This is a genomic window from Actinacidiphila cocklensis, from assembly GCF_907177275.1.
In the GTDB taxonomy this organism is placed as follows: domain Bacteria; phylum Actinomycetota; class Actinomycetes; order Streptomycetales; family Streptomycetaceae; genus Actinacidiphila; species Actinacidiphila cocklensis.
Genome location: NZ_CAJSLV010000044.1, coordinates 154,453 through 170,590, shown reverse-complemented (window position 1 = coordinate 170,590; position 16,138 = coordinate 154,453). Strand labels below are relative to the sequence as shown.

Annotated in this window: 13 protein-coding genes; all 13 read right to left on the bottom strand. The window is 72.3% G+C overall.

Going from position 1 to position 16,138, the window contains the following annotated elements; translation table 11 throughout:
- Positions 1 to 11: 11 nt before the first annotated feature.
- Positions 12 to 788, bottom strand: coding sequence for a phosphate ABC transporter ATP-binding protein PstB (gene pstB / locus NFU81_RS08495; RefSeq protein WP_251486833.1), 777 nt, complete (start codon positions 786 to 788; stop codon positions 12 to 14).
- Between the two features lie 52 nt (positions 789 to 840).
- Positions 841 to 1,920: a phosphate ABC transporter permease PstA gene (pstA, locus tag NFU81_RS08490; RefSeq protein WP_251486824.1), complete on the bottom strand. Its 1,080-nt coding sequence runs from the start codon at positions 1,918 to 1,920 to the stop codon at positions 841 to 843.
- Positions 1,917 to 2,903 carry a phosphate ABC transporter permease subunit PstC gene (pstC, locus tag NFU81_RS08485; protein ID WP_251486822.1) on the bottom strand — a complete coding sequence of 329 codons (987 nt, stop codon included), beginning with the start codon at positions 2,901 to 2,903 and terminating at the stop codon, positions 1,917 to 1,919. Before pstC ends, pstA begins: the two co-directional genes overlap by 4 nt.
- 106 nt (positions 2,904 to 3,009) lie before the next feature.
- The gene (gene pstS, locus NFU81_RS08480) at positions 3,010 to 4,170 is read right to left on the bottom strand and encodes a phosphate ABC transporter substrate-binding protein PstS (protein WP_251486819.1); all 1,161 of its coding nucleotides are present in this window, start codon (positions 4,168 to 4,170) and stop codon (positions 3,010 to 3,012) included.
- 541 nt (positions 4,171 to 4,711) lie between these two features.
- Positions 4,712 to 5,119, bottom strand: coding sequence for an NUDIX hydrolase (locus tag NFU81_RS08475; protein ID WP_251486816.1), 408 nt, complete (start codon positions 5,117 to 5,119; stop codon positions 4,712 to 4,714).
- Positions 5,116 to 6,144: a CHAD domain-containing protein gene (locus tag NFU81_RS08470; protein WP_251486814.1), complete on the bottom strand. Its 1,029-nt coding sequence runs from the start codon at positions 6,142 to 6,144 to the stop codon at positions 5,116 to 5,118. The genes NFU81_RS08475 and NFU81_RS08470 overlap by 4 nt, the downstream gene beginning before the upstream one ends.
- Positions 6,145 to 6,235: 91 nt before the next feature.
- A complete protein-coding gene (locus NFU81_RS08465; protein ID WP_251486811.1) occupies positions 6,236 to 8,464 on the bottom strand; it encodes an RNA degradosome polyphosphate kinase in 2,229 nt (742 codons plus the stop codon).
- A gap of 788 nt (positions 8,465 to 9,252) precedes the next feature.
- Positions 9,253 to 10,161 (bottom strand): mycothiol synthase, encoded by a 909-nt coding sequence (mshD, locus tag NFU81_RS08460; RefSeq protein WP_251486808.1) that lies wholly within the window; start codon positions 10,159 to 10,161, stop codon positions 9,253 to 9,255.
- Entirely contained in the window at positions 10,158 to 11,354 is a 1,197-nt protein-coding gene (locus NFU81_RS08455; protein ID WP_251486806.1) for an MFS transporter, read from the bottom strand. The genes mshD and NFU81_RS08455 overlap by 4 nt, the downstream gene beginning before the upstream one ends.
- Before the next feature lie 102 nt (positions 11,355 to 11,456).
- Positions 11,457 to 12,857, bottom strand: coding sequence for a sensor histidine kinase (locus NFU81_RS08450; RefSeq protein WP_251486804.1), 1,401 nt, complete (start codon positions 12,855 to 12,857; stop codon positions 11,457 to 11,459).
- Complete coding sequence (locus NFU81_RS08445) at positions 12,854 to 13,621, bottom strand: response regulator transcription factor (protein WP_251486802.1); 768 nt, start codon at positions 13,619 to 13,621, stop codon at positions 12,854 to 12,856. The genes NFU81_RS08450 and NFU81_RS08445 overlap by 4 nt, the downstream gene beginning before the upstream one ends.
- Positions 13,622 to 13,691: 70 nt before the next feature.
- On the bottom strand, positions 13,692 to 14,816 hold the full coding sequence (locus NFU81_RS08440) for a S1C family serine protease (protein ID WP_251486800.1): 1,125 nt from the start codon (positions 14,814 to 14,816) through the stop codon (positions 13,692 to 13,694).
- 256 nt (positions 14,817 to 15,072) lie between these two features.
- Positions 15,073 to 16,098 (bottom strand): LacI family DNA-binding transcriptional regulator, encoded by a 1,026-nt coding sequence (locus NFU81_RS08435; RefSeq protein ID WP_251486798.1) that lies wholly within the window; start codon positions 16,096 to 16,098, stop codon positions 15,073 to 15,075.
- Positions 16,099 to 16,138 lie beyond the last annotated feature (40 nt).

Sequence of the window (16,138 nt, the reverse complement as noted above, 5' to 3'; positions counted from 1 at the left end):
GGCGGTCCTGGTTATCCGAAGCGGCCGGAGATGTAGTCCTCGGTGGCCTGCACGGACGGGTTGGAGAAGATCCGCTCGGTGTCGTCGATCTCGATGAGCTTGCCGGGCTGGCCGACGGCCGCCAGGTTGAAGAAGGCCGTACGGTCCGACACGCGGGCGGCCTGCTGCATGTTGTGGGTCACGATGACGATGGTGTACCGGCTCTTCAGCTCGCCGATCAGGTCCTCGATCGCCAGGGTCGAGATCGGGTCGAGCGCGGAGCACGGCTCGTCCATCAGCAGCACCTGCGGCTCGACCGCGATGGCGCGGGCGATGCACAGCCGCTGCTGCTGGCCGCCGGACAGGCCGGAGCCGGGCTTGTTCAGCCGGTCCTTGACCTCGTTCCACAGGTTGGCGCCCTTGAGGGAGCGCTCGACGATGTCGTTCAGCTCGTTCTTCTTGCGGACGCCGTTGAGCTTCAGGCCCGCCGCCACGTTGTCGAAGATCGACATGGTGGGGAACGGGTTGGGCCGCTGGAAGACCATGCCCACGGTGCGGCGCACGGTCACCGGGTCGACGCCCGAGCCGTACAGGTTCTCGTCGTCGAGCAGCACCTTGCCCTCGACGCGGCCGCCGGGGGTGACCTCGTGCATCCGGTTCAGGGTGCGCAGGAAGGTCGACTTGCCGCAGCCGGACGGGCCGATGAAGGCCGTCACGGAGCCGGGCTCGATGGTCATGGAGATGTCGTCGATCGCCTTGAAGGCGCTGTAGTACGCGGACAGGCCGCTGATGTCGATGCGTTTGGCCATGGGGATCACTTCTTTTCTGCGGGCGGTCTGCTGACTGCTGGTGGGGGCCGCGTCAGCGACCGGCCTTGGGCGCCTTCCAGCGGGAGATGACCCGGGCGACGAGGTTCAGGATCATCACGAACGCGATGAGGACCAGGGCGGCCCCCCACGCGCGGTCGTAGCTGGGCTGGTTGCCGTTGTTGTACTGCTCGAAGATGTAGTACGGCAGCGACGACTGCGGGTCCTTGAACGGGTTGGTGTTGATCGCGGCGCTGCCGAAGACCAGCAGGGCGATCGGGGCGCTCTCGCCCGCGATACGCGCGATCGCCAGCATGATGCCGGTGGTGATGCCGCCGACGGCCGTGGGCAGGACCACCTTGACGGTGGTGCGCCACTTCGGGACGCCCAGCGCCAGCGAGGCCTCGCGCAGCTCGTTCGGCACCAGCTTGAGCATCTCCTCGGTGGAGCGCACCACGACCGGCATCATCAGCAGGGCGAGCGCGAGCGAGCCGGCGAAGCCGGACGCCGGGGCCTTGCCGAGGGCCACGAACCAGACCGACAGGATGAACAGACCGGCCACGATCGACGGGATGCCGGTCATGACGTCGACGAAGAAGGTCACCCACTTGGCGAGCCGGCCCTTGCCGTACTCCACCAGGTAGATCGCGGTGAGCATGCCCAGCGGGGCGGCGATGACGGTGGCGATGCCGACCTGCTCCAGGGTGCCGATGATGGCGTGGTAGACGCCGCCGCCGGGCTGGATGGTCAGCACGTTGTTCATCGAGTGGGTGAGGAAGGTGCCGTCCAGCACCCCGACGCCCTTGCTGATCGTGGTCTCGACCAGCGAGTACAGCGGGACGACGGCGAGGATGAAGCTCGACCAGACCAGGCTGGTGGCCACCCGGTCCTTGGCCTGCCGGCGGCCCTCGACCCGTGCGGTGATGGCGTAGGAGCCGGCGACGAAGAGCGCCAGCGCGATCAGGCCCCACTGGATGTGGCTGGTCAGCCCTGCGCCCGCGCCGATCGCCACGGCGATCGCGATGGCGCCTGCGGCGATGGCGAGCGGGCTCCAGCGCGGCAGGTGCCGGGAGGCGAGCCGGGGGGTGGCGGGCTTGCCGGCGGCGGCCGTGGCGTCGATAACCGTGTCGCTCATGCGTTGGCCCCCGAGTATTCCTTCCGCCGCTGGATGATGATCCGCGCGGCGCCGTTGACCAGCAGGGTGATCAGGAACAGCACAAGGCCGGACGCGATCAGCGCGTCCCGGCCGAAGTCGTCGGCCTCACCGAACTTGGCGACGATGTTCTGCGAGAAGGTGCCGCCGACCGGGTCCAGGAGGTGCCCGGACAGCGTCGGCGAGGCGGACAGCACGGTGGCGACCGCCATGGTCTCGCCGAGCGCGCGGCCCAGACCCAGCATCGAGGCGCTGATGATGCCGGAGCGGGCGAAGGGCAGCACCGACAGGCGGATGACCTCCCAGCGGGTCGCGCCGAGCGCGAGCGCCGCCTCCTCGTGCATCTTCGGCACCTGGTTGATCACTTCGCGGCTGACGTTGGTGATGATCGGCAGGATCATGATCGCCAGCAGGATGCCCACCGTGAACAGCGAGCGGGCCGCGGAGTTCGGGTCTTCCTTGTGGAAGATGTAGGTCCAGCCGAAGTAGTGGTCCAGCCAGAGGTTGACGCCCCGCAGGTGCGGCACCAGGAAGAGCGCGCCCCACAGGCCGTAGACGATGCTGGGCACCGCGGCGAGCAGGTCGATCACGTAGGCGATCGGACCGCCCAGGCGGCGCGGTGCGTAGTGGGTGATGAACAGGGCGATGCCGATCGCGATCGGCACCGCGATGGCCATCGCGATGATCGAGCTGACCACGGTGCCGTAGGCCAGGACCGCGATGCCGAAGACCGGCGGGTTCAGGCTGGGCGTCCACTCGAAGGTGGTCAGGAAGTTGCCGTGGTCCTTGGAGATCGCGTGGGCCGCGCGGACGGTGAGGAAGACCGCGATGGCGGCCATCACCACGAGCAGCAGGATGCCGGAGCCGCGGGCGAGGCCGGCGAAGATCCGGTCGCCCGGCCGGGAGACGGTCTTGGCGGCCCGATGCGGTTCGGGCCGTGTGGCGGGTGGAGCGGTGGTTGTCATCAGTGGTTTCTCCGGTCTGGGTGGGGGAGCGCGCTCCCCCGGCGGCGGTGCACCGGATACGCGGAGGGTCCCGCGGCCGTCGGCCGCGGGACCCGCCGCGCTTGGATCAGGAAAGGGCGGAGATGGTGGTGCGGACCTTCGTGGCGATCTCGGTCGGCAGCGGCGCGTAGCCGGCCGACGTGAGCTTGGCCTGGCCGGCGTCGCTGGCGATGTAGTTCAGGAAGGACTTGGTCAGCGGCAGGGTGTCGGCCTTGTTGCCCTTGTCGCAGGCGATCTCGTACGTCACCAGGACGATCGGGTAGGCGTTGTCCGCCTTGGTGGTGTACGCGGCACCCAGGTCGAGCGCGAGGTCCGAGCCGGTGCCGATGACCTTCGCCTGGGCGATGCCCGCGGAGGCGTTGGCGGTGGTGGCCTCGACCGGGGCGGAGGCGCCGGTGTTGATCTTGACCGTGGGGATGCTGCTGGCGGTCGCGTAGGACAGCTCGAAGTAGCCGATCGAGCCCTCGGTCTGCTTCACCAGGCCGGCGACGCCCGCGGACTTCGGAGCGGCCTGGCCGCCCTTGGCGGCCCACGCCTTGGCGTGCTCGTACGGCCAGTCGGCCGGAGCGGCGCCCTTGAAGTACTTGGTCAGGTTGTCGGTGGTGCCGGAGTCGTCCTGGCGGTGGACCGACTGGATCTTGGTGCTCGGCAGGGTGGCACCCGGGTTGAGGGCGGTGATCGCCTTGTCGTTCCAGGTGGTGATCTTGCCGTTGAAGATCTGGGCCAGCGTCGAGGCGTTCAGCACGAGGTTGTTCACGCCGGGCAGGTTGTAGCCGATGGCGATCGGGCCGCCGACCATCGGGATGTTGATGCCCTGGCCGCCGGTGCAGACGCTCTTGGACTTGTCGACCTCTTCGGGCTTCAGCGGCGAGTCGGAGCCGGCGAAGGCGTCCGTGCCGTTGTTGAAGTCGATGATGCCCTCGCCGGAGGAGGACGGCTTGTAGTTGATCGTCGAGCCGCTGCAGGCCTGCTGGTAGTCCTTGACCCAGGACTCGATCGCGTTCTGCTGCGCGGTCGAACCCGAGGAGAGGATCTTGCCGGGCGCGCAGGAGATCCCCGCCGCGTTGGTGCCGCCCGCCGCGCTGCTCGAACCGCTGGCCGAGGCGCTCGGCGTGCTGCTGCTGTCGCTGTTGTCGTCCGAACCGCAGGCCGACAGGACGAGCGCACCGGTAATCGCGACCGCGCCGACGGTCAGGGCCCGCAGCCCGCTCTTACGCTGAAGCTTCACCTTCGTGTGTTCCTTCCGAGAGCCCGCCGACGACGGCGAAGCATTCGTCCTCCGGCGGCTGGTGCTCACCGGTAAGGCCGAAATTAGGCAGATCAGGTGAAGCGACCAACGGGAGAGGGTGAACGCCGGGTGAACCTCACCCGTCAGCCCGGGGTGGTCCCCACCCGCGTGGGGCGTGCGTTCCCCCTGTGCAGGGGGAGCTCATGCCTGGGCGGCGCCTGATGGGGCGCGGGGAACTGCGCGCTCAGCCACCCACTTGCCGGTGGTCCGGCGCGGACCGAACAGCCCCTTCGGGCCGGTGACGACCCGCGCTCCGGTGGTGGGGGCACCTCCCATGCGAAGCTCTGGGGGATGGTCGCGCAGTTCCCCGCGCCCCTGGGGGTTGCCCCCTTGCGGAAGGGGAGCCGCACAGACCCCGTGCCCGGGGAAGGCGCACCCTCCTGCGCAAGGGAAGTCGCATAGCCCACCCGCCCGGGGAAGGCGCACCCCCTTTGCGGAAGGGGAGCCGCACAGACCCCGTGCCCGGGGGAGGCTCACCCGCTCAGGCCAGCGCCAGCAGGAGTGCGTCGACGAGGGGGCGGTCGCGGTCGTGGGTGAGGCGGTGGCGGGCCGCGGACGGGGGGAGCCAGACCATCGCGTCCACCTCCGTGTTGGCGACGAAGGCGCCCGCGTGCGCCCGTGCGGCCCAGTAGCGGACCTCCTTGGGCCGGCCGTCCACCAGGTAGTGCGTCGCGGGCAGCGCCGGGCCGAGGTCGCAGGCCAGGCCCGTCTCCTCGCGGGTCTCCCGCAGCGCCGCGTCGGCGAACTCCTCGCCCCGCTTCAGCTTCCCCTTGGGCAGGCTCCAGTCGTCGTACCGCGGCCGGTGGATCAGGGCGATCTCGACGCCCGCCGGTGCGGTGCGCCAGAGCACCACGCCGGCCGCCCGTACGGCCGCGCTCTCGCCGTTCACTGCCCGCGCGGCCCCGGAACCGCGGGCTGCCACAGGCGGGAGAAGGCGAAGCGGGCCGCCTCGACCTCGTGCCGCTGGTCGGCGTGCAGCACGCCCAGCGCGTAGGCGGTCGCCGGCGCTATCCGCGGGGTACGGGCCGCGGTGGCGACCGCGGACGCGGACTCCGCCGCCGCCCGGTGCCGCCCGAGCACCGTCGCCGCGTCCGCGAGCCGCTGCCGGTCGGCCGCGTCGCCCTCGGGCCGGCTCACCTCGGCGGCGTAGCGGCTCAGCCGCAGCAGGATGCGGACCTGGTGCCAGGGCGCGTCCTGCAGGTCGGCGGTGAGGTCGGCGCCCAGCGAGGCCTGCACGGCGTCGGCGTTGTACGGGTGCGCCGCCCGGTGCAGCGGCAGCGCGGCGGCGGCGTCGGCGAGCAGCCTGTACGCCTGCGCGGCCAGCGGCGGCATGACCGAGGCGGCCGGGGCCGCGGCGGCCGGCGCCAGCGGGACGTCCGAGACCAGCACGGCGATCGCGTCGGCCAGCGCGTGGAAGCGGGCGGAGCCCATCGCCTGGAGCGACGCCGAGTGCGCGCGGGTCCTTGCCAGCGTCAGCTGGCGCTCCAGCAGTGCACCCGCGCGGGCCGCGCCCAGCGCCAGCGGTCCGCCGCCGGAGGGCGCGGGCGGCGGCGGGCCGCCCACCGTGACGGCCTCCTGCTCCTCGACGCTGACCGACAGCCGCCGCAGCGCGTCGAGCAGCCGGGCCAGCCGGGCGGCGTACTGCGGCTCGCGGCCCAGCGTCGTGGTCAGCCAGCCCAGCTCGGCCCGCAGCGGCTCGGCCCAGCCGGGGTCGGTCAGCGGCCCGTAGATGTGCAGCACCCCGCCGATCCTGCGGGCGCTGCCGCGCAGCAGCGCGTCGGCCTCTGCCTCGTTCTCGCCGCGCAGGCTCAGCCCGCGCAGGAAGGCGGCGGCGCGCTCGTGCAGGTAGCGGGTCAGCACCTCACCCGCGGTGCCGCCGCCCGGCGGCGTGGCGTCGTACGGTTCGGCGTTCATGCTGGTGCTGGTCCCCGTGTCCCCGTTGTCTGCCGGTGAGCTGCCGCCGGGCCTGCCCGGCGGAGTGTGGCTGCGCTGCGACGGCAGCCGGTCAGGTAGCTGCTGATGGGCCACGCCGGCGCCTCCGGGCGTCGATGAGCATCTCCTGGACGTTGCGCAGCGGGCGCCCCTCGGCGTCGGTGCTGTGCCGGGTCCAGTCGCCGTCAGCCGCCAGGTGCCAGGAGGACGTGCTGTCCGACATCCCGGTCTCCAGCAGGCGGTTGAGGGTGGCGCGGTGGGCCGGGTCGGCGACCCTGACCAGCGCCTCGATGCGGCGGTCGAGGTTACGGTGCATCATGTCGGCGCTGCCGAACCACACTTCCGGCTCGCCGCCGTTGCCGAACGCGAACACCCGGGAGTGTTCGAGGAACCGCCCCAGGACGCTGCGGATCCTGATGTTCTCCGACAGCCCGGCCACACCCGGCCGTACCGCGCAGATCCCGCGGACCCAGATGTCCACCGGGACGCCGGCCTGCGAGGCCCGGTAGAGCGCGTCGATCAGCGCCTCGTCCACGATGGAGTTGACCTTGATGCGGACGAACGCGGGCCTGCCGGCCTTCTGGTGCTCGATCTCCGCCATGATCCGGGAGACCAGGCCGTCGCGCAGGCTGCGCGGGGCGACCAGCAGCCTGTTGTACGTGGCGCGCCGCGAGTAGCCGGACAGCCGGTTGAACAGGTGCGAGAGGTCCGCCCCGACCTGCGGGTCGGCGGTCAGCAGGCCCAGGTCCTCGTAGAGCCTGGCCGTCTTGGGGTGGTAGTTGCCGGTGCCGACGTGGCTGTAGCGGCGCAGCGTGTCGCCCTCCTGCCTGACCACCAGCGACAGCTTGCAGTGCGTCTTGAGGCCGACCAGGCCGTAGACGACGTGGCAGCCGGCCTCTTCGAGCTTTCTCGCCCACTTGATGTTGGCCTGCTCGTCGAAGCGCGCCTTGATCTCGACCAGCACCAGGACCTGCTTGCCCGCCTCGGCCGCGTCGATCAGCGCGTCGACTATCGGCGAGTCGCCCGAAGTGCGGTAGAGGGTCTGCTTGATGGCCAGGACGTCGGGGTCGGCGGCCGCCTGGTCCAGGAAGGCCTGCACGGACGTGGAGAACGAGTCGTACGGGTGGTGCAGCAGGATGTCCCGCTCCCGCATCGCCGCGAAGATGTCCGGCGGTGACGCGGACTCCACCTCGGCCAGGTCGCGGTGGGTGCCCGCGATGAACCGCTGGAACTTCAGCTCCGGGCGGTCCAGGCCGGCGATCGCGAACAGGCCCGTCAGGTCGAGCGGCCCGGGCAGCGGGTAGACCTCGGTGTGCTTCATCTTCAGCTCGTGCACCAGCAGGTCGAGCACCCGGGGGGCGATCGACTCCTCCACCTCCAGGCGCACCGGCGGTCCGAAGCGGCGCCGCATCAGCTCCTTCTCCAGCGCCTGGAGCAGGTTCTCCGCGTCGTCCTCCTCGACCTCCAGGTCCTCGTTCCTGGTCACCCGGAACATGTGGTGGTCGAGCACGTCCATGCCGGGGAACAGCTCCTCCAGGTGCGCGGCGATCACGTCCTCCAGCGGGACGTAGCGCTGCGGCCCGGCCTCCAGGAAGCGGGACAGGATCGGCGGCACCTTCACCCGCGCGAAGTGCTCGTGGCCGGAGACGGGGTTGCGCACCACCACCGCGAGGTTCAGCGACAGGCCCGAGATGTACGGGAAGGGGTGCGCCGGGTCCACGGCCAGCGGGGTCAGCACCGGGAAGATCTGCTGCCGGAACAGCGTCGCGAGCCGCGCCTGCTCCTTCTCGGTCAGCTCGCCCCAGCGGATGACGTGGATGCCCTCGTCCGCCAGCTGCGGGGCGACGTCGTTCTGGAAGCAGGCGGCGTGCCTGGCCATGAGTTCCCTGGAACGGGTCAGTATCAGGTCCAGGACGTCCCTGGGCTGCAGCCCGGACGCCGACCTGGTCGCGACCCCGGTGGCCATCCGGCGCTTCAGCCCGGCGACCCTGACCATGAAGAACTCGTCCAGGTTGCTGGCGAATATCGCCAGGTAATTAGCCCGTTCGAGGAGCGGGGTGGCCGGGTCCTCGGCCAGTTCGAGCACCCGCTCGTTGAAGGCCAGCCAGCTGCGTTCCCGGTCCAGGAAGCGACCCTGCGGCAGCTCCGCGCCGAACTCCTCGCTGGCCGCGTCGAGGCCTGGCGGCTCCGGCTCCAGGTCGGGTACGACCCGCGGCCGGAAGGTGCCGAACACATCGGTGGTGCCCTCGCCGGCCCTCTTCTGGGGCTGGGCTGGGACGCTGGGGTGATTCGTCTGGGCCATGGTGCGCGAGCCCTCCTCCGGTTCCGGCACGTCGTACGCGCGGCCGACACCCCCCGTCAGGCGGCCAGCAGCCGTCACTCCATTGTCTCGTGCCGGCGAGGGTTTCGGCAGGTCGGGCGGGGGTGAGCAGTGGGGGGCAGCGGGCTGCATCCTGAGATGCTTGCAAGGGTGGTTGAACCGCTGGTAACGAGAGCATTGCCGTCAGGCAAGCGCAGCACCTCCGGCGAGGTTGCGGGGATTCCTCGGGGTGCCCCCGTCGCCCCGCCGCGGGACCTCCCGCACACATGTTCCGCCTCCGCGGTCCTGGGTGCCACCTGAGGCGCCTCCCCCTCCGGGGGGTGGCCCCTTGCGGTGGGCGGTCGGCTTTCCCCCGGCGTTGGGTTGCGCGCGCAGTTCCGCCCCCCGGGTTTCGCCTGGAGGTACACCCAGCGCGCCTTTTGGCCTGCGTCCTCCTGCGCGCAGGGTTTGTTCCTGGCAGGGCTGCCCTCTGCGGAGAGGGTGGGCGTTTTTCAGGGGCGCGTGGGGGTACCCCCAGGCGAAGCTCTGTTGGAGAACGGAGCGCCCCGCCGGAGAGGCGGGAAGAATGCAACGCCACCGCGAGGGGCAATCACTCCAGGCGGCGCTGGGGGTACCCCAGGCGAAGCTCTGGGGGCGGAACTGCGCGACAAGCCACGACGCAGCTGTAGACGAAGCACGCTCCGCAAGGGGCAATCACCTGGGGGCGCGAGGAACTGCGCGAGCAGCCACGACGGGGGAGAGGTAATCCCCCATCAGGCGCGCCGCAGGCGTCAGGTTTCCGTGCGGTACATGAGGTCGAGTTCGTACGTGGTGAAGCCGAGGCGTTCGTATACCGCCACGGCAGGGGCGTTGTCCGCGTCGACGTAGAGGAGGACGCCGGGGAGGCCGCGGTCCGCGGCGAGGTGGCGGAGGCCGATCGTGGTGAGGGCGCGGCCGAGGCCGCTGCCCTGCTCGGCGGGGGCGACACCGACGACGTACACCTCGCCGAGCCCCAGATCGGCGTGGACCTTCGTCCAGTGGAAGCCGACCAGGGTGGTGCCGCGGAAGGCCAGGAAGAAGCCGGCCGGGTCGAACCACGGTTCGGCCTTGCGGTCGTCGAGGTCCCGCTGCGTGAGCGAGCCCTGCTCGGGGTGGTGAGCGAAGGCGGCCGCGTTGACGGCGAGCCAGTCCGCGTCGTCCTCGCCGGGCCGGAACGTCCGCACGGTCACCCCGGCGGGCAGCACCGGCTCGGGGAGGCCCGCGCCTGCCGCCGCCAGCGGCATCCGCAGCTGCCGCAGCTCGCGGAAGAGCTTGAGCCCGAGCTGTACGGACAGGTGCCGCGCCGCGGGGTGGCCGCCGTGCGCCCACACCCGCAGCCGGTGCCCGCTGGTGGCGAGCAGCGCCTCGCCGAGCGCCCGCCCGTGCCCGTGCAGCCGGTGCTCGGGGTGCACCACGAACTCCGCGGCCGGCGCCTCGACCGGGTCGGTGTCCTCGATCTGCCCGTAGCCGGCGAGCTCGTCGCCGGACCGCAGCAGCAGGTGCCGTACCCCCTCCCGGCCGCCCCGGCGCACGTGCAGCCGGCCCTGCTCTGACACCGCGGGCTGCCCGTCCGCCGTGGCGGCGGTGGCGATCAGGTCGAGCACCGCCTGCGCGGTGTCGGCGGGGAGGTCGGTGAGGGTGTCGATCCGCCGGTCGGTCATGCCGGAATCGTACGGGTCCCGTCTGCCGCCTGGCGGGCGGGCACCGCACGCGTCACCGGGACGATGGCAGCTGAGGCGCAGGCGGTCGCCGCGGCCAGGGCGAATCCGGGCCAGTAGGCGGTGGCCGAGATGAACGCGGCCATCAGCGGCGGCACGACCGCGGCGGTCAGGTTCTGGCCGGTGTTGTGGACGCCGAGGGCGCGGCCCGACCAGGCGGGACCCGCGTGCTCCGCGGTGGAGGTGAAGGACAGCCCGTTGGTGCTGGCCGTGATCGCGATCGCGGCCACCAGCACGGCGGCGGTCAGCGGGGAGGGGAAGGCGGTGGCGAGGGCAGCGCCGGCCACAACGGCCGCGGTGACGACCGCCAGCTGCCGCATCGGCCGCAGCCGCTCGCCGACCCGGTCCGACCAGCGGCCGACCAGGATGCGGGACAGCGCGCCCAGCCCCTGGCCGACGGCGATCAGCTGGCCTGCGTGCACCGGGGACCAGCCGCGTACGTCCACCAGCAGCACCAGCGCGAAGGCGCCCGCGGTGAACTGCGGGACGACCAGCAGCGCTGCCGAGCCGTGGATGCGCCACAGCAGGCGCGAGCCGCGGTAGGGGTTGGGCGCGGGCTCCGCGCTCTTCGCGGCGGGCCTGGCGGGGTCGGCGGCGAAGAGCGCGATCAGCACGGCGATGACCCCGCACAGCACGGCCAGGAAGCCGATGGCGCCGCGCAGCCCGTGCGCCCCGGCCAGCGGCGGCATGGCCAGCGCGGCCAGGCCCATGCCCAGCGGGGTGGACGTCTGCCTGATGCCCATGGCCAGGCCGCGCTCGCTCGCCGCGAACCACCCCATGACCAGCCGCCCGCTCGCGGAGTAGACCGACGCGCCCGCGGCGCCTGCCACCACCAGCAGCGCCCCGAGCGGCACCATGCCGTGCACGCCCCAGGCGGCACCGGCCAGCGCCCCGGCGGCCGCGCCGAGCCCGACCGCGATGACCACCCGCTCGCCCCACCGGTCGGCCGCGGCGCCCCACCCGTACAGCGCGAGCACCAGGCCGACCGTCGGGCAGGACACCAGCAGGCCGACCTGGGTCAGGCTCAGGTCCTGCTGGGTGCGCAGGTCGTCGGCGAGGTACGGGATTCCGTAGACGAACGCGCAGGCAGCCGTCTGCGCCGCGGTCCCCAGGGCGAGCATGATCCAGCGACGCACGGTCGACGCACCTCCGATGAGTGGATGGTGCAGCCAAGTATTCGCCGGTTACCGGAATCCGAGACGGCAATTTCACATGTCGAGACGATCGATGCGGTCCTGTCAGGGCTCGGGCGGCGCGTCCGGCGGTGCGGTCGGGGCGCCCGGCAGGTACAGCGCGGCCTCGGTGCCGCCACCCTGTGCGGGCGTCAGCGCGATCGTGCCGCCGGCCTGGTGGACGGTACGGGCCACGATCGACAGGCCCAGGCCGCTGCCGGGCAGCGAGCGCGCGGAGGGTGAGCGCCAGAACCGTTCGAAGACGTGCGGCAGCTCCTCGGCGGGGATGCCGGGGCCGTGGTCGCGCACGGTCAACCGGCCGCCGTGCAGCCGTACGTCGATCCGCCCGGCAGGCGGGCTGAACTTCACCGCGTTGTCCAGCAGGTTCACGATGGCCCGCTCCAGCGCCGCCGCCTCGCCGCGCACGAACCACGGCGACACGTCCGCGGAGATCGTCAGGTCGGGGCCGCGCAGCCGGGCGCGTTCCAGGGCGGTGCCGGTGATCTCGTGCAGCGGGACGACCTGCAGGGTCGGCGCGGCGTCCGGCCGGGACAGCTCCTGGAGGTCGCCGATGAGCGCGGCCAGCTCGGTCATCTGGGCCTTCACCGAGGCCAGCAGCGCCCGCCGGTCCTCCGGGGGGATGGCCCGGCCGGTCGCCTCGCTGCGCTCCAGCAGCTCGATGTTGGTCCGCAGTGAGGTCAGCGGGGTGCGCAGCTCGTGCCCCGCGTCGGCGATCAGCTGCTGCTGCCGGTCCCTGGACGACGCCAGCGCGGACGTCATCGCGTTGAAGGACTGGCCGAGCCGGGCGATCTCGTCCTCGCCCTCGACCGGGATGCGGACGCTCAGGTCCTCGGTCCGCGCGATGTGCTCGACGGTGCCGGCCAGCTCGTCGACCGGCCGCAGCCCCGTCCGGGCGATCCACAGGCCGGCGCTGGTCGCACCCAGCACGCCGACCCCGGCGACGGCCAACAGCACCCACGCCAGGGTGGTGAGGGTCTTGTCGATCTCGGTCAGCGGGCGCGAGATCGACACGGCGAGCCCGGTGGCCTGCCCGTCCGGCCCGTCGAGCAGCGGCTCGGTGAAGACGCGGACCTCCTGCCCGCTGTCGGTGCGGGCGTCGTGCGTCACGGTGTCCACCGTGCCGGACGCCACCTCGATATCGCGGGCCTGCACCTTGACCGGCGGCGCGCCGACTCCCAGGCACCGGGTCCCGTCCGCCTTGACGATCTGGATGCCCACGGCGCCCGGCGGGACGTTGCCGCTGGTCTGCGCGGTCGACGCGCAGGTGACGAGGGTCTGGTTGAGGTAGCGGTTGTCGACGTGCGTGCTGTGCAGCGTCGAGTCGAGCTGGGCCACCAGCTGGTCGCGGGTGATGAACCACGCCGCGAGCGCGACGGCCGCCACCGCGACCGCCACCGCGGCGGCGGTCAGCAGCGTCAACCGCGAGCGCAGGGTGAGCTTCTTCACGCGTGGCCGCCGTCCGGGGCGCGCAGCACGTAGCCGACGCCCCGCACCGTGTGCACCAGCCGCGGCATGCCGCCCGCCTCGGTCTTGCGCCGCAGGTACATCACGTACACATCGAGGGAGTTGGAGGTGGGCTCGAAGTCGAAGCCCCACACCGCCTTGAGGATCTGCTCGCGGGTGAGGACTTGGCGGGGGTGGGTGAGGAACAGCTCCAGCAGGGTGTACTCGGTGCGGGTCAGCTCCACCGGGTGGCCGTCGCGGGTGACCTCGCGGGTGGTGACGTCCATCCGCAGGTCGGCGAAGGCCAGGGTGTGGGCGGCGGGGTCGCCCCCGCCCGCCGCGGCCGCGGCGTAGGAGCTGCGGCGCAGCAGTGCGCGCAGCCGCGCCAGCAGCTCGTCCAGCTCGAAGGGCTTGACCAGGTAGTCGTCGGCGCCCGCGTCGAGGCCGGTGACGCGGTCGCCGACGGTGTCGCGCGCGGTGAGCATCAGGATGGGGGTGGTGACCCCGGTGGCGCGCAGCCGGCGGGCGGTGGTCAGACCGTCCATCCGCGGCATCAGCACGTCGAGCACGATCGCGTCGGGGCGGTACGTGTCGGCGGTCTCCAGCGCGGCCATGCCGTCGGCGGCCAGCTCGGTGTCGTAGCCCTCGAAGGCCAGGCTCCGGCGCAGCGCCTCGCGTACGGCGGGCTCGTCGTCCACGATCAGGATGCGGGCGGGTGCCTCGGCGGGCTCGCCGGCGCTGGGTCCGGTGCCGGGACCAGGGCTCATGGTGGGGGATACCTCGCTGCTCGTCATGGGTGGTGCCGCTGACCCTCTCAGCGTCGCACGGCGCCGTGCGCTAGTTGGTGCCGCCGCCGCGCAGCGTCGCGAGGTCGGCCTTGACGGTGTTGACCGGGATGGCGAAGCCGAGGCCGACGCTGCCGGACGAGGAGGAGGACGAGCCGGAGGAGGAGTCGGAGTACATCGCCGAGTTGATGCCGACGATCTGGCCGGCCATGTTGATCAGGGCGCCGCCGGAGTTGCCCGGGTTGAGCGAGGCGTCGGTCTGGATCGCCTTGTACGTGGTGGTGGAGCTGCCGGTGTCGCCGTTGTACTGGTTGCCGCCGAAGGAGAACGGCCACTGGTCGCTGCCGCTCTGGCTGCCGTTGCCGCCGAAGCCCTGGCCCTGGCTCTGCCCGGTCTCGACGGGGACGGTCACGTCGCGGTTCAGGGCGGACACGATGCCGCTGGTCACGGTGTTGCTCAGGCCCTCGGGGGAGCCGATGGCGACGACCTGGTCGCCGATGGCCACGGAGGAGGAGTCGCCGAGGCCGGCGGCGGGCAGGCCGGTGGCGCCCTGGATCTTGATCAGCGCGAGGTCCTTGGCCGGGTCGGTGCCGACGACGCTGGCGCTCGCGGTCTTGCCGTTGGCGTAGGTGACGCTGAGCCGGCTTGCGCCCGCGACGACGTGGTTGTTGGTGACGACCTGGCCGTCGGCGGTGATGATGACGCCGGAGCCGGTGGCCTTGCCCTGGCCGGAGGTCGCGTTGATCTCCACGACGCTGGGGTCGACCGCCTTCACCACACCCGCGACGGTGCCGTCGAGCGCGGCGGCGTTCACCACGGCGCTGGCGCCGCCGGTGGCGCTGCTTGTGCCGTTCGAGTGGTCGGTGGCGTTGCCGACGAGGGCGCCGATCCCGCCGCCGATCACCCCGGCCGCGATCGCGGCGGCGGCGAACAGGGCGACGGGCCTGCGGACGACCCTGCGGCGGTGGCCGCCGGGCTCACCGGGGCCGCCGGTCGCGACGGCCGGGTCGTGCGGGGGCGGCGGCGGGAAGCCCGCGTAGCTCTGGGTGCCTTCGCCCTCCCCCTCGGACGAGGGCGCGGGAGAGGACGGGACCGGGGCCTGGGGGCCGAAGTAGAGCGGAAGCTGCGGGTCGTGCGGGTGCTGGGGTTCGCCGCCGTTGCGGCTGCTCTCGGTCATGTCAACGACTCTGCGGCCCGAAGATGAGAGCCGCCTGAGCACACGCTGAGAAGCCCGACAATATGCCCGATGTAAAGGGTGCCCCTCAGGCAGGGGGCGAGCCTCCCCCGGGCACGGGGTCTGTGCGGCTCCCCTTGCGCAGGAGGGTGCCCCTGGGGCGTACCCCCTTCGGAAAGGGCACCGCAGGAGCACCGCGCCCCTGGGGGCACCCTCTGGCGGGAGAGGGCTGCGTCGTGCCGGGCGAGCGAGCCGCAGGCTAGGCGTGGCAGCCGCAGGAGCCGCGGACCACCAGGCGGGAGGGGAACTGGCGCAGGCGTTCGCGGCGGGCGCCCGGTACCCGCAGGGAGTCGTCGAGCACCGCGTCGACCGCCGCCCTGGCCATGCCCTGGCGGTCGGAGGCCACCGTGGTGAGCGGCGGGTCGGCGAGCGCCGCCTCCTTGACGTCGTCGAAGCCGGCGACGGCCAGTTGCTCGGGCACGTCGATCCGCAGTTCGCGGGCGGCCCGCAGCACCCCGAGCGCCTGGTCGTCGGTGGCGCAGAAGATGGCCGGCGGCCTGTCCGGTCCCGCCAGCAGGTCGAGCGCGACCTCGTAGGCGTCGTAGCGGTTGTAGGGGGCCTGGAAGAGGCGGCCCTCGGTGGACCGCCCGGCTTCCTCCATGGCCCGCCGCCAGCCGACGACGTGGTCGGTGACGGGGTCGCCGATGACCGGGGTGACCTCGGTGCCGCCGAGGCAGGCCACGTAGTCGTGGCCGTGCTCCAGCAGGTGGCGTACGGCCAGTTGCGCGCCGCCGATGTCGTCGGTGCGCACCGCGATGTCGTCGATGGCCTCGGGCCGCTCGTGCAGCAGCACCACCCGGGCGTCCCACGCGTCGATCTCGGTGGCCGCGTTGTCGCTGAGGCCCTGGCTGATCAGGATCAGGCCGGAGACCCGCATGCCGAGGAAGGCCCGCAGATAGTGGACCTCGCGCTCGTCGAGGTAGTCGGAGTTACCGACCAGCACCATCTTTCCGCGCTCGGACGCGGCCTGTTCCACCGCGTGCGCCATCTCCGCGAAGAAGGGCTGGCGCGCGTCGGGGACGATCAGGCCGATCAGGTCGGTACGGCGGCTCGCCATCGCCTGGGCCACACGGTCCGGGCGATAGCCGAGCTGCTTGATGGCCGCGAGCACTCGCTCGCGGGTGGCCGGGGCTACCGGCCGGGGTCCGTTGTTGATGACGTAGCTGACGACCGCGGTGGATGTCCCCGCCAGCCTGGCCACGTCGTCGCGCGTCACCTTGGGCACGACGGGAAGTCTACGCGTGTCTATCGGCTCGTCACGCGGA